Source organism: Sphingomonas aurantiaca (assembly GCF_003050705.1).
Classification (GTDB): Bacteria; Pseudomonadota; Alphaproteobacteria; order Sphingomonadales; family Sphingomonadaceae; genus Sphingomonas; species Sphingomonas aurantiaca.
Genome location: NZ_QAOG01000002.1, coordinates 585,176 through 598,222, shown reverse-complemented (window position 1 = coordinate 598,222; position 13,047 = coordinate 585,176). Strand labels below are relative to the sequence as shown.

General features: G+C 66.3%; 12 protein-coding genes and 1 other RNA gene. 3 read left to right on the top strand and 10 right to left on the bottom strand.

Annotation, left to right across the window (positions count from 1 at the left end):
• Positions 1–111: 111 nt before the first annotated feature.
• From C8J26_RS08215 to C8J26_RS08170, 10 genes are all read right to left on the bottom strand, one after another.
• A complete protein-coding gene (locus tag C8J26_RS08215) occupies positions 112–2,082 on the bottom strand; it encodes a hypothetical protein (protein WP_107957461.1) in 1,971 nt (656 codons plus the stop codon).
• A gap of 48 nt (positions 2,083–2,130) precedes the next feature.
• Positions 2,131–2,520: RNase P RNA component class A (gene rnpB / locus C8J26_RS08210), an RNA gene on the bottom strand.
• Positions 2,521–2,531: 11 nt separating this feature from the next.
• Positions 2,532–3,221, bottom strand: coding sequence for an N-acetylmuramoyl-L-alanine amidase (locus tag C8J26_RS08205; protein ID WP_107957460.1), 690 nt, complete (start codon positions 3,219–3,221; stop codon positions 2,532–2,534).
• 107 nt (positions 3,222–3,328) lie between these two features.
• Complete coding sequence (locus C8J26_RS08200) at positions 3,329–4,192, bottom strand: CheR family methyltransferase (protein WP_107957621.1); 864 nt, start codon at positions 4,190–4,192, stop codon at positions 3,329–3,331.
• Positions 4,193–4,218: 26 nt separating this feature from the next.
• Entirely contained in the window at positions 4,219–5,367 is a 1,149-nt protein-coding gene (gene cheB, locus C8J26_RS08195; protein WP_107957459.1) for a chemotaxis-specific protein-glutamate methyltransferase CheB, read from the bottom strand.
• 13 nt (positions 5,368–5,380) lie between these two features.
• Positions 5,381–5,746: a response regulator gene (locus C8J26_RS08190; protein WP_056417956.1), complete on the bottom strand. Its 366-nt coding sequence runs from the start codon at positions 5,744–5,746 to the stop codon at positions 5,381–5,383.
• Positions 5,747–5,821: 75 nt separating this feature from the next.
• Positions 5,822–6,250: a chemotaxis protein CheW gene (locus tag C8J26_RS08185; protein ID WP_107957458.1), complete on the bottom strand. Its 429-nt coding sequence runs from the start codon at positions 6,248–6,250 to the stop codon at positions 5,822–5,824.
• Positions 6,247–8,532, bottom strand: a complete 2,286-nt coding sequence (locus C8J26_RS08180; RefSeq protein WP_107957457.1) for a chemotaxis protein CheA — start codon at positions 8,530–8,532, stop codon at positions 6,247–6,249. The genes C8J26_RS08185 and C8J26_RS08180 overlap by 4 nt, the downstream gene beginning before the upstream one ends.
• Positions 8,533–8,622: 90 nt before the next feature.
• Positions 8,623–9,267: a histidine phosphotransferase family protein gene (locus C8J26_RS08175; protein WP_056417949.1), complete on the bottom strand. Its 645-nt coding sequence runs from the start codon at positions 9,265–9,267 to the stop codon at positions 8,623–8,625.
• A 187-nt stretch (positions 9,268–9,454) separates the two neighbouring features.
• Positions 9,455–9,847: a M67 family metallopeptidase gene (locus C8J26_RS08170; protein WP_056417945.1), complete on the bottom strand. Its 393-nt coding sequence runs from the start codon at positions 9,845–9,847 to the stop codon at positions 9,455–9,457.
• A gap of 17 nt (positions 9,848–9,864) precedes the next feature.
• On the opposite strand from C8J26_RS08170, the gene C8J26_RS08165 reads away from it, so the two are divergent.
• The 3 genes from C8J26_RS08165 to C8J26_RS08155 are packed head-to-tail and all read left to right on the top strand — an operon-like array spanning position 9,865 to position 13,045.
• Positions 9,865–10,812: an RluA family pseudouridine synthase gene (locus C8J26_RS08165; RefSeq protein ID WP_056417943.1), complete on the top strand. Its 948-nt coding sequence runs from the start codon at positions 9,865–9,867 to the stop codon at positions 10,810–10,812.
• Between the two features lie 57 nt (positions 10,813–10,869).
• The gene (gene rpoH, locus C8J26_RS08160; RefSeq protein ID WP_056417940.1) at positions 10,870–11,772 is read left to right on the top strand and encodes an RNA polymerase sigma factor RpoH; all 903 of its coding nucleotides are present in this window, start codon (positions 10,870–10,872) and stop codon (positions 11,770–11,772) included.
• Position 11,773: 1 nt separating this feature from the next.
• Complete coding sequence (locus C8J26_RS08155; RefSeq protein WP_107957456.1) at positions 11,774–13,045, top strand: flavin monoamine oxidase family protein; 1,272 nt, start codon at positions 11,774–11,776, stop codon at positions 13,043–13,045.
• Positions 13,046–13,047 lie beyond the last annotated feature (2 nt).

Here is a 13,047-nt window from a genome sequence, read left to right as displayed (position 1 = left end):
CATCTCGGCTACGCATTCAGTGGTCCCACCGCGACGCTAACGATCCTCCCCCGCCACGGGGAGGATCATCAGGAACGAATGTCGCGGAAAGCCCTGCTACCAGACGCCATTTTACCCCGGCAGCCTGAACCGCACGTTCTGCGACAGGCCGCCGCAGCCGACGCCGCCATCGGGGCGATACGTCTTCGTATACCGCGCCCCGGCCATCGTTTGAACGCCAGCTTTCGTGAACACGAACGGGGGGTAGCTCAGCACGGCGCGCTGGTTGATGACCTTACCGTCGGCGCCGACGTCGAACTGCGTTTTGGTCAACCCTTCGAAACCCCAAGCCATGGCCTCGTTCGGGAAAACGCCGCCGGCCGACACAAGCCGCGGTGGAGCATCGAGTATCGCACACTGGCTCGCCGACAGGCCCGACTGATCGAACGTGGTACGGGCCATCGCGGTATCGCCGGCTTGTTGCTGGAGAGATGCGAGACGGATTAGCGCGCCCACGCGCATGGGGTCGTTCGCGGCGAGCCCCGTGACATCGACAACCTGCTGCAACAGCACCGCGCGGCGGCTCCGCGACCTCGTACTCTCCGCAATAAGCAACAAAATCGTCGCGCGCGACTTCGGATCGTTCGCATAGACAGGCATCGACAACAGCGGCGTCACGGCGCGCGCATAGGCGCCGTTCTTCCATATGTCCGCACTCGCCGTTTCGCGCACACTGATTTCGAGCGGCAGCCGGGCGATGGCTGGCGCGCCTTGTGCTTCAGCGATGGCCAGCGCGCGGCGTGCCAGAGCGTTTGTTTCCTCGCGTCCGACGACCGCGTTATTGATCAACTGGTAAAGCGAGGGCAGCGTCGCGATCGAATTCGGCCCAGTCTTTGCCTCCGCCGTTGCGAGCGCCGCCCGCTGGCTCACAACAGCGACGGCATCGGCCCCACGCTCCTCGGCAGGCAAAGACAGCCCCTTCGACTCAAGCCAAGCGGCCATGTCAGCGTCGAGGAACTTGCCGATCGACGGCCGCTCGAACAACGTCGAACACCGCATCTCGACCCGGACATTGTAGCGGAAGAACGTTGGCAAGGCCTTGGCCTGTTCGGGGGTCCAAGACCAGTCGCGCACCGCCCGCGCAAAATCCAGCGCAACCGCGCCGCCACCTGCCGCATAGATTGGCGACACGTTGCGTACGATTCCATCGTCACCGATGGTGAATTCGACGACCGCCATATCGGCTGGTCGCAGATCCGCTTCGCCGCCACACGGGGGCACGTCCATCTGCACGGCGGGATCGAATTCGCCCTTGGTCAGCCGGCCTGCGCCGGTCATCGCCATATAGCGTCGCGCATCCTCGGACTTGCCCGCCAGCAGCGACGCGATCGCCGCGTCCGACCGCGCCGAAACGTCGCGCAGGTCGGTCTTGCTGGTCATGCCGCCAAGCTGCTTGACCGCCTCGACAGCGTACAGCCGTGCCGGCTCGTAGCTGCCGCGGTTGAGCAGCAGGATCGCGTGACGCCGCGCGATATCGGCCTTCAGCACCGCGTCGACGGATACCGTCTTGGCCAACGCGTCGATCCGCGCCAACGCGGCATCGGCCACGGCCGGGTTGGTAAAGGTCGACACATCGGCCAACGCGAGGATCGAGGCGGCCTTCAGCGAGGGCGTATCCCCGGCGGCTTCGGCACTGCGATACGCGTCGCCCGCGCCAGCATAGTCGAGCGCATTCTGGGCGATGATGCCGAGATCGTGATAAGCCCGCCAGCGATCCTCGGCGAGCGTCGGATCGGCGGCCGGCAACAACGCTAGGCCACCGCGCGCAGCGATGACGGCGTCGTCTGACCGATCGAGCTTGAACAGCGCGGCGCTCTTGCGAACAAGTGCGACGCCGCGGCTGCGCGAGCCGGGTTTGGTGCGGGACTCGAGCTTTTCCCATGCGGCGAGGGCGGCCGCCTTGTCACCCTTCGCATCCAGCGCGGCGGCGGCCTCGAAATCCTGTTGCACGGTCGTCGTGGGAGTCTGTGCGGCGACCTGAACCGTCGCGGCGACGATCACCGCCATACCGGCGCCGAACAAACCACTCTTCTTGAAACGCATACCAACCCCCGGTGTCATTTTCCGGCAGTCTGCAATGGTTCGGAGAAGGATGCCAGAGGGTCTGTAAGCCGGGTTCTGTCCATTTCCGATCCTTCGATACGGAAGTTAGGCGACCATTCCTCTAGGACGACGGTTGCCCGCCGTCTCAAGCAATCAACCCGGGTGACGAGCTGAAACGAAGCCCATGTGCCACCCCTATTCGATCTTGCTCCCGGTGGGGTTTGCCGTGCCGCCCCTGTTACCAGGCGCGCGGTGCGCTCTTACCGCACCCTTTCACTCTGACCGCCCCGACTTGCGCCGAGGGTTGGCCGTCTGCTCTCTGTGGCACTTTCCCTGAGGTCACCCTCGCCGGGCGTTACCCGGCACCGTCGTTTCGCGGAGCCCGGACTTTCCTCGCGGATGCCATTACAACACCCCCGCGGCCGCCCGACCCTCTGGCGCGCAGACCCCTAGTCGTCGCCCATCGGTTTGGGAAGCAGCAAAGCGAGAAGAATGCAGCGGCATTCCGCATCGACTTCGCCATCGACCAGCTCGGGGCGGAACCGCCGCTGGAACGCCATCGTCGCCGCCATCCGGTTCTCGACATCATAGCCGAAGCGTTCGAGCGCGAGACAGAAGCCGCCTTCGGTCCAGCCGGGATCCATCAGGTTCTTGGTCGGGCGTGGCAGCGCCAGCCGCCGCCGCGCGAGTTCATGCCACGGGAACAGCTCGCCCGGATCGCGTTTGCGCGTCGGCGCGATGTCCGAATGGCCGACGATATTGCCGCGCGTGATTTCATGACGATCCTTGATCTCGGCGACGAGCGCCACGACCGACGCGATCTGTTCGGGCGGGAACGGGCGATAGCCGAACTCGTGACCGGGATTGACGATCTCGATACCGATGCTCGCCGAGTTGACGTCCTCGACCCCGCGCCAGTGCGACCGCCCGGCATGCCAGGCGCGCTTCTCCTCTGCGACCATCCGCAGGACGGTGCCGTCCTCCTCGACCAGATAATGCGACGAGACCTTCGCCTCGGGATCGCGGAGCCGCGCGATCGCCGACGCGCCGTCCTGCATGCCGGTATAGTGCAGCACCACCATCGTGACAGGCAGCGAACGGTCGTCGAAATTGGGTGACGGTGTCTCGATAAACTTCAAGCCAGCTTCCCTTCAAGCCGTTCGGCAATGCCTAGCTACAGCATTAGCGGCAACCGACCGCCGAGGTAATAGGCTGCGGAAAACAACGCGGTGATCGCCGCGGCGGCTCAACCGACGGCTTGGCTGCGACCCTCTTCACCCTGGAGCTGATAGAAGCCGCGAAACGCCTTGCTGGGTTCGAACGCCTTGGTCTGGCCGATGACCGTCTCGCCGGCGCCGAGCACGAGCATGCCGCCGGGGTTCAGCGCGTCCGCCAGCTTTGGAAACACATGCGTCTTGGTCTGGGTGGACAGGTACAACAGGACGTTGCGGCACAGGATGATATCGAACCGCCCCGGCGGGGGTTGATCGGAGACCAGGTTCATCCGCCGGAAGCTGACCAGCTTGACCAGTTCCGGCTTTGCCACCCAGTCGCTGCCCGTCGTGTCGAACCAGCGGATCATCTGTCGGACGGGCAGGCCGCGCTGGATCTCGAATTGCGAGAAGCGCCCCGCGCGGGCGCGGGCGAGCGCGGCTTCGGATACGTCCGTCGCAACGATCTCGGGCATCGGTGCACCGCTCGTCTGGTGCCGTTCGGCAAACGCCATGGCCAGCGACAACGGTTCCTGCCCCGTCGAGCACCCCGCGCACCAGATCCGGACCCGGCGACGCTCGGCCTGCGCTGCCGCGACCGCCTCGACGAGCAGCTCGAAGACCTGCGCGTCGCGGAAGAACGAGGTCTCCTGGTTGACGAGCGCGTCGACGATCCGGTCGCCGATCAGGCGATCGCTGCCTTCGAGCAACTGCGTCACCAGCTGGTCGAGCGTGTCGAGCTTGCGATCGCGCAACAGCGGCTTCAGCGCGGTATCGAGCCGCCACGACCGATAGGCCGCGATCTGCTGGCCGGTGCGCGCCTCGAGCAGCGCGGTGAGCACGCTGATCGCGGTCTGCGATGCCGCGACCGGCCCAACGACCGGCCCAACGACCGGCATAGCGACGGGGGGCGATTTGGCGAGCGTCATGGCCGGCGCCGCGTCGCGATGAGGCGGCCGATCGCATCGGGCGGCAACACGGCATCGGCGACTCCTGCGGCCGCCACCGCGCCCGGCATGCCCCAGACGACCGAACTCTTCTGGTCCTGCGCGATGACGCAGCCGCCGCGATCACGCACGCGGCGCGCGCCCTCCGCACCGTCGCGCCCCATCCCGCTGAGGATGATCGCGATCATCCGCGCGCCATAGACCTCCGCGATCGACGCGAGCATCGGATCGACCGACGGCATGCATCCGCTGGCGGCAAGCTCATGGGTCAGGCGAAATGCGGCCCCGTCCTCGCCGAGCGCGACGCATTTCAGATGCGCATCGCCCGGTGCGACGATGATGCGCCCCGGACGCACGCGCAGCCGATCGGTCGCAACGTCGCAGGGGCGTCCCGCGAGCAAGGCGATCTGCGCGGCGAAATAGGGCATGAACGATGCGGGCAGATGCTGCGTGATCACGATCGGCAACCGGAATCCGACCGGGAGTTCGCGAAAGACCTGGCTCAGCGCATGGATGCCGCCGGTCGAGGCGCCGATCGCAACGATGTCATAGTCGTCGCTCGCCGCACGGGTGCGATGCGTCGTCGGCGCAGGCCGCGGCACCGGTTGCGCGGACGGCACCGGTGCCGGCGCCGCAGCAGGCGGACGGACGACGATCGCCGGCGGCATCAGCGCCGGATGCTCGCACAGCCGTTCGAGCTTGCCCACGAGCGCGGCGCCGAACCGCCCCGACAGCGCCCCCGCCGACGGCTTGATCAACGTCTCCGCCGCCCCCAGCGCAAGCGCCTGGACGGAGGCCGCCGCGCCATCGTCGGCGGAGGACGATACGATCAGCACCTTGGCGCCCTGCCCCGCCGCGATCAGGTCGGGGAGCGCGGTCAGCCCGTCGACGCCCGGCATCTCGATGTCGAGCAGGATGAACTCGACCGTCGCGCGCCCCAGGAACTCCAGTGCTGCCTGCGCCGTACCGACCGCGCCCACCACCGAGAACCGGTCGCTCGCATCGATCAGCCGCGCGATCACCGCACGCGCGACCACCGAATCATCGACGATCAGAACGCGCGCGAAACCGTCCGCCTGGGGGCCGGCACGATCGGGTCGCGGGACTGGGGGGGACCGACTGGCCATCGTCCGGACCGGATCAGGCCATGCCGACGATCTGGAGCTTCGATTCGAGCGTCTCGCGATCGAACGGCTTCATGACATATTCGTCCGCCCCCGCCTCGATCGCCGCGCGGATATACGCCATGCCGTTCTCGGTCGTGCAGAACACCACCTTCGGCCGGCTCGGGACATCGGCCTCGCGCAGCGCGCGGAGGAAATCCATCCCGCTCATCACCGGCATGTTCCAGTCGAGCAGGATCACGTCGGGAATCGACGCCATGCACGCGGCCAGCGCCTCGCGGCCATCACAGGCTTCGGTCACGGTAAAGTCGAGCGTCTCCAGGATATGGCGCGCGACCTTGCGGATCACCTTGGAGTCATCGACGACGAGACAGGTCTTCATGGAAAGCCTTCCGGGGAAAATCGTGAAACCGGTCTGCGCAGGAAAGCGTAAGCACCGGGTTAAACAGGGGAAGATTCAGGCGGCGAGGGCAGTGTCCGAAATGATCGCCGCGAGATCGAGGATCAGCAGCGGTTCGCCATCGCGCTCGACGATACCGATCCCCGCCGACGCCCAGCCGCGATGCAGCGCCATGCCCGACGACAGCGGCAAGCGCTCGGACGGTGCGACGTCCTCGACCGAGTCGACCAGGATCGCGTAATGATGCCCTTCGAAGATGGTGATGACCGCGCGCCTGACGTCGTCCGGGGTCGGCGCCAGCCCCAGCGCGGTACCGGTGTCGATCACCGTCACCACCCGGCTGCGTAACGCGGCCAGTCCGCGGACGAAGGCCTCCGCACGCGGGACCGCGACGATCTCGCCGATATCGACCACCGATTCGACCTGGCTTGCGGCGATGGCGACGCCGCGACCGGCGACATGCGCCACCAGGAACAATTCGCTCACATCGCCCTCCGTGCTGCGAGCGCGGCGATCAACGCCGGCCGGTCGTACCGATAGATGCTCGGATCGTCGTCGCGCTCGGCGGTCGGCGTCCGGCGCAGCGTCACGACCGGTGCCAGCGTCTCGCGAACCGGCGAGTCCTCCATCGCCAGCGCCACCGCCGCCGTCTCGCCCGCCGCCAGCGCCGTCACGCAGCGATAGCCCGACGCTTCGAGCGCGGGTTTCAGGAACGTCTCCATCCAACCCGATCCGTCGACCTGCAACAGGCATACCGGCAGCGAGCCGAGCGTCACCGGCTGCCCGGCGAACAGCGCATGCGGATCGACCAGCTCGATCTGCTCGCCCGCGATCATGACCACGCCGGCGATCGGCCCGGTGCCGCGTGCGGGCGCCATATCCGTCGGCAGCGCGACGATCTCGATCGCCTCTGCGATCGCATAGGCCATTTCGCTTTCGCCATCGGTCAGCCGCAACACCGCCACCTCGGTGCGCGCACCCAGTTCGGCGACCGCGTGGAGCGGGATGATCGTCTCGCCGATCGACAGACGCAGCGCCCCGCCCGACCAGCGGATCGCCTCGGTCGGCACCGGCTCGACACGGTCGATCACCGCCAGCGCGATCGCCCGGCGCTGGCCGTCGAGATCGTCGAACAGCAACGCGGGCACCCCCGGCACCACCTCCTCGACCACCGCCGCCGCCGCGATGACGGGCGTGAACCGCAACCCCGCCACCGCGGCGATCCCGGCGGCATCGAGCAACAGCATCGGCAAGCCGTTGTCGGGCAATGTCTTGCCCGCATAGACGCCGGTCGCCATCACCGCGGGCGACGCAGGCTTGACGACGAGCTCCTCGGTGTCGAGCACGGTATCGACGCCGAGCGCATAATCGCCCTCGCGCGTCGAGACGATCACCAGAGTCGGGGGCGAATCGCCGTTCAGATCCAGCAGTTCGCCCAGCGATACCAGCGGCATCCGCTTGCCGCGCACCGTGACCGTCGCGGCGTCGCCGATCGTCTCGATCCGCACCTGATTGCCGCGGACCATGACGATCTCCTCGATCGCCTGGCGCGGCAAGGCGAACCGCTGCGCGCCCACGCCGACGATGATCGTCGACAGGATCGACAACGTCAGCGGCACATGGATGACGATCCGCAAGCCCCGGCCCGGATCGTTCGTCAGGACGATGCGCCCGCCAATCTGCTCGATATTGGCGCGCACGACATCCATGCCGACGCCGCGCCCCGAGATGGCGGTGACCGTGTCGCGGCTCGACAGACCCGGCGCGAAGATCAGGTCGAGCTTGGCGGCCTCGCTCATCGCGGCCAGCTCCGCCACGCCGTACAGGCGCTTTTCGGCGGCCTTGGCGACGATCCGCGCGACATCGATGCCCTTGCCGTCATCGGCAATCTCGATGAGGATCTGGTTGCCCGACTGCCGCGCCGACACGATCAGGCGTCCGGTCAACGGCTTGCCCGCCGCACGTCGCTCCGTCGGTGTCTCGATGCCATGATCGATCGCGTTGCGGATGATATGGCCGAGCGGATCGCGCATCAGTTCGATCATCTCGCGATCGAGCTCGACATCGGCGCCTTCGATCACCAGGTCGATGCTCTTGGCAAGCTCGGCGCTGGTGTCGCGGACCATTCGCGGCAACGCCGAGAACAGCGCATCGACCTTTTGCATGCGCGTGCGCGTGACGGTGTCGCGCATGTCGGCGACGGTGAGCGACAGCCGCTCGAGCGCCGCCTCGACCTGCGGATCGACGTCGCTGTCGCGCAGCCTGCGCGCGAGTTCGTTGCGCGCCAGCACCATCTCGGACATGCCGCTCATCATGTGATCGAGCAGGTCGACGTTCAGGCGGACGCTGCGACTTGCGGCGCGGTTCTGCGGCGCTACCTGGATCTGTGCGCGCGGCTGCGCATCGGGCGCGAGGGCGGCAATCAGCAAGTCCTCGTCCGCATCGTCGAGCGATGCGCCGGCGTCGATCGCCTCGACGATCGCCGCGATCCGATCGACGATCCCCAGCACTGCGTTGACGAGCGCGGTATCGGGCGTGCGCTTGCCATCGCGAACCGCAGCGAGGACGTCCTCTGCCGCGTGGCTCAGGCGTGCGAGCCTTGGCAGGTCGAGGAACCCGCAGCTTCCCTTGACGGTGTGGACGAAGCGGAAAATCGCGTCGAGCCGCGCGCTATCGGCGGGTTCGGCCTCCCACGCGACGATCTCGCCGGCAATCGCTTCCAGCGTTTCGCGCGTCTCGGCAATGAATTCCTGTAAAAGATCGTCCATGCGAGCCCCGCGTTCGAGGCCTGTCATGCACGGTGGAGGTTAAGAGGGCGTTAGCTCTGGCGCAGGAGTGCTGGAACGGCGGACGCTGCGTCAGCGCGCCGCGAAGACCGCGCCGAAGATCATGATTCCCTCGGCCGGCTCGGACATGATCACCGTCCCGCCAGCCTCGGCGACCACCGTGTGGATCAGATAGGCCGCAGCCGCCCGCGGCGTGACGGTCTGGGCGCCTTCACCTTCGACCAGCGTGCGGCGAATCTCGGGGTCGAGGACGATCCGCGCACCCTCGATCTTCACGACGATCTCGAGCTGCCCGTCATTCTCCTCGCCACCGACCTCCATCGTCCCGCCCCGCACGAGCGATTCGGTAGCGACGAGCACGAGGTTGAGCAGCACCTTCACCGCCGATTTGGGCATTGCCGACGCCTCGACCCCCCAGACGAACGTGATCCGCTTGTTTTCCGCGACCAGCCCCTCGATCGCGTTGCGGGCCTCATGCGTGTCGACCAGCTCGCCGAACCCGCCCGCGGCCCCGAAGGCGAGGCGGAAGAATTTGAGCTTGCTGGCAGATGCGCGCGCGCTGTCGGCGAGCAGCTGCATGACGCGCTCGCGCATCGCCGGATCGGTCTCGTCGGCAAGCAGCTCCAACCCGTTGTTGAGCGCCCCCACCGGCGACAGCAGGTCGTGACACAGGCGCGAACAGAGCAGGCTCGCGAAATCGACCGGGCTGACCGTCATGAAAATCCCCTATTTATGGCGTGTCTTCTGGCGGTGACATTGGCGGCGCGCAAGGGTGGAGGTACGGCACGTCTCTGCCTAACCTCCGTCATCCTGACGAAAGTCAGGATCCAGGGTATCCAGCGCAACGTTCTTGGCTTTGAATCCCGACTTTTGTCACGTTCGTGGTGCGTCGGTATGTCGTGTGTCAAACGCAGCCGATCACCTCCTCGACGAACCCACCGAGCTCGACCGACCGCCAAGCCCGCGCGACACCGCCACCGAGGATCACCCATATCGCCCCGTCCCCCATCGCCTGGGCGGCATCGCGCGGCGAAGGAATCGGCAAGCCCGATGGGTGCGAATGATAATGGCCGATCACCGCCGCGCCACCAGACCTTGCCCGGCGATGTGCCGCGAACAACGCGGTCGGATCGATCTCGAACGCGCGCGCCGGATCGGTCGCGACATTCGCGCACGCCTCCGCCGCCTCGATCCGATCTCCGCCGCCCAGCAACAGCCCGCAGATCTCCGCCTCGGGCGACGCCGCCGCCTGCGCCAACATTCGCTGCAGCACTTCGCTTGAAATTGTCACGCTCATCGCCACATCGCTACGACATGGACCGGGGGGTTTCCATCGTCGAAGCATCGATCACGCCGGCCACGGATGGCTGGCGGCTTGATCGTGCGCTTGCCGAACTGCTCCCGGACATGTCGCGCGAGCGGTTGAAGACGCTGATCGCCGCGGGGCAGGTGACGCTCAACGGCCGCGAATGGCGCGATTCGGCGAAGAAGGCCGCAGCCGGCCAGGTGTTCGCGGTTGCGATCCCGCCGCCGACCCCGTTGCACAACGAAGCACAGGATATCCCGCTCGTCATAGCCTATGAGGACGACGACCTGATCGTGATCGACAAGCCCGCCGGGCTCGTCGTCCATCCGGCGGCGGGCAATTTCGACGGGACGCTCGTCAACGCGCTGCTCCACCACTGCGCCGGCAATTTGTCGGGGATCGGCGGCGTCGCGCGGCCCGGCATCGTCCACCGTATCGACAAGGACACGTCGGGGCTCATGATCGCGGCGAAGACCGACCGCGCGCACGAAGGTCTGGCCAGGCAGTTTCACGATCACAGCATCGATCGCCGCTACAAGGCGATCGTCGGTGGCATCCCCCGCCCGCCCAGCGGTACCGTCGACGCGCCGCTCGCGCGCAGTCCGCAAAACCGCAAGAAGATCGCGATCGTCGAGGGCGGCAAACGCGCGGTGACGCATTTCTCGACTATAAAGACACTACGCGCTGCAGCGCTGATCGAATGTCGGCTCGAGACCGGGCGCACGCACCAGGTGCGTGTCCACATGGCGTCGATCGGCCATGCCTTGTTGGGCGACCCGGTCTATGGTAGAACAAAGCAGGCTCAGAAGTCGCTGCTCGATACGCTCGGGTTTCGTCGCCAGGCGTTGCACGCGGCGCATCTGGGGTTCATCCATCCGGTGAAAAGCATCGCTTTGGCGTTCGAAAGCGAAATGCCCGCAGACATGCAGGAACTGTTCACCCAGCTTGACGTATAGATAATCGACACCATGCCGCAGTGCGGCAATCGGGGTCAGAAGAAAGGGATTACGACCATGGCAGCCCGCTCCAACGTTCCAGCGACGATTCCTGCGCTCGGCAGCGAGGCGGGTCTCAATCGCTATCTCGCCGAGATCAAGAAATTCCCGCTGCTCAAACCCGAGCAGGAATATATGCTCGCCAAGCGCTTCCAGGAGCATGGCGATACCGAGGCGGCGGCGCAGCTCGTGACCTCGCATCTCCGTCTCGTGGCGAAGATCGCGATGGGGTATCGCGGCTACGGCCTGCCGACGTCGGAGCTGATCTCCGAGGGCAATATCGGCCTGATGCAGGGCGTGAAGAAGTTCGAGCCCGAGCGCGGCTTCCGTCTCGCCACCTATGCGATGTGGTGGATCCGCGCGTCGATCCAGGAATATATCCTGCGTTCGTGGAGCCTCGTGAAGATGGGGACGACCGCCGCGCAGAAGAAGCTGTTCTTCAACCTGCGCCGCATGAAGAGCCGCCTCGATGCATTCGAGGACGGCGATCTGCGCCCCGAACACGTCACCAAAATTGCGACAGATCTTGGTGTGGCCGAAACCGACGTCGTCAGCATGAACCGCCGCATGGCGATGGGCGGCGACACGTCGCTGAACGTGCCGATGCGCGAGGATGGCGAGGGCCAATGGCAGGATTGGCTGCAGGACGACGCACCGTTGCAGGACAAGATCGTTGCCGATGCGCAGGAGGCGGATGTCCGCCACTCGATGCTGGTGTCGGCGATGGACGACCTCAACGAGCGCGAGCAGCACATCCTGACCGAGCGTCGCCTGACCGACGATCCCAAGACGCTCGAGGAATTGTCGCAAGTCTATAATGTGTCGCGCGAGCGCGTGCGGCAGATCGAAGTACGCGCGTTCGAGAAGCTGCAAAAGGCGATGATGCGGATCGCTGGCGAGAAGCGCCTGCTGGCGGCCTAAGGTGGCGCGCACCGTCGTCATTGGCGGCGGTGCGTCTGGCATTGCCGCGGCAAGAACGTTGCATGATGCTGGGCACGATGTGGTGCTGGTCGAGGCGAGCGATCGCCTCGGTGGCCGAGCCCGTAGCCTCCCCCTTGCGTCACTGCTTTCCCGTCGGGCCGCGATCCCGGACCAGCTCTCCGCCTTCGCGGAAAACCATGTCGACGCCGGTTGCGGCTGGCTTCACTCTGCCCAGCGCAATCCTTGGACTTCGATCGCGGAGGCGACAGGCTTCTCTGTCGATCGCTCCGAAGCGAACTGGCGCACACAATGGCGCGACCTCGGCTTCACATCTGAAGACCAAGCCGCCGCCTCACAGGCGTACCAGTCCTGGAACGCGCGAGCGCAGGACGCGCTGGACGGTCCGGACCGCCCTCTTTCCGACTTCATAGATGCGGACGATAAATGGCGTCCCAAGATCGATGCGATCTCCGGCTACGCCAATGGCGCGAACCTAACCCAGGTCTCGCTGCACGACTGGGCCGCATACGAAGACGCCTCGACCGACGACAACTGGACGGTGAAGGAAGGCTACGGCACGCTCGTTACCAGCCATGCCGCGGGGCTGACCGTCCGCCTCTCGATGCCCGTCACGCGTATCGATCACAGCGGCCGCCGCCTGAGAGTCGACACCCCCGCGGGCACGATCGAGGCGGACCACGTCGTCGTCTGCGTCCCCACGACCGTCCTCGCCACGTCACAGATCGTGTTCGACCCGCCTTTCCCCGACAAGCATGCCGCCGCTGCCGACCTGCCGCTCGGGCTCGCCGACAAGGTGTTCCTCCATGTCGATCGCCCCGAATGGCCTACCAACGCGCATCTCATCGGCAAGCCGTACAGCGCCTGCACCGCAAGCCACCGCCTGTCGCCATTCGGGTGGCCGATCGTCGAAAGCTTCTTCGGCGGCGACTGCGCGGAGATGCTGGAGGATCGCGACGCTGCACAGTTCGCGATCGACGAGCTTGTCGGACTGCTCGGCAGCGACTGGCGCAACCGGTTCACGCCGCTCACCGCGACGCGCTGGCGCCAGGAACCCTATATCGGCGGCAGCTACAGCCATGCGAGGATTAGTAAAGCGGCACAGCGTGGCGTCCTTGCAGCGCCGGTCGACGGCCGCATTCACTTCGCCGGCGAGGCCTGTCACCCGTATGATTTCTCGACCGCACACGGCGCGTATGAGACGGGTGTCGCGGCGGCGCGCGCGATCATTGGCGAGCCCGCCCCGATCGCTTAAGG

What these genes read in the sequence shown, in the direction of transcription:
- C8J26_RS08215 (WP_107957461.1), bottom strand. Translation starts at nt 2,082, where the DNA reads ATGCGTTTCAAGAAGAGTGGTTTGTTCGGCGCCGGTATGGCGGTGATC.
- C8J26_RS08200 (WP_107957621.1), bottom strand. Translation starts at nt 4,192, where the DNA reads ATGCCGGTCGTTGGGCCGGTCGTTGGGCCGGTCGCGGCATCGCAGACC.
- cheB (WP_107957459.1), bottom strand. Translation starts at nt 5,367, where the DNA reads ATGGCCAGTCGGTCCCCCCCAGTCCCGCGACCCGATCGTGCCGGCCCC.
- C8J26_RS08190 (WP_056417956.1), bottom strand. Translation starts at nt 5,746, where the DNA reads ATGAAGACCTGTCTCGTCGTCGATGACTCCAAGGTGATCCGCAAGGTC.
- C8J26_RS08180 (WP_107957457.1), bottom strand. Translation starts at nt 8,532, where the DNA reads ATGGACGATCTTTTACAGGAATTCATTGCCGAGACGCGCGAAACGCTG.
- C8J26_RS08175 (WP_056417949.1), bottom strand. Translation starts at nt 9,267, where the DNA reads ATGACGGTCAGCCCGGTCGATTTCGCGAGCCTGCTCTGTTCGCGCCTG.
- C8J26_RS08170 (WP_056417945.1), bottom strand. Translation starts at nt 9,847, where the DNA reads ATGAGCGTGACAATTTCAAGCGAAGTGCTGCAGCGAATGTTGGCGCAG.
- C8J26_RS08165 (WP_056417943.1), top strand. Translation starts at nt 9,865, where the DNA reads ATGGACCGGGGGGTTTCCATCGTCGAAGCATCGATCACGCCGGCCACG.
- rpoH (WP_056417940.1), top strand. Translation starts at nt 10,870, where the DNA reads ATGGCAGCCCGCTCCAACGTTCCAGCGACGATTCCTGCGCTCGGCAGC.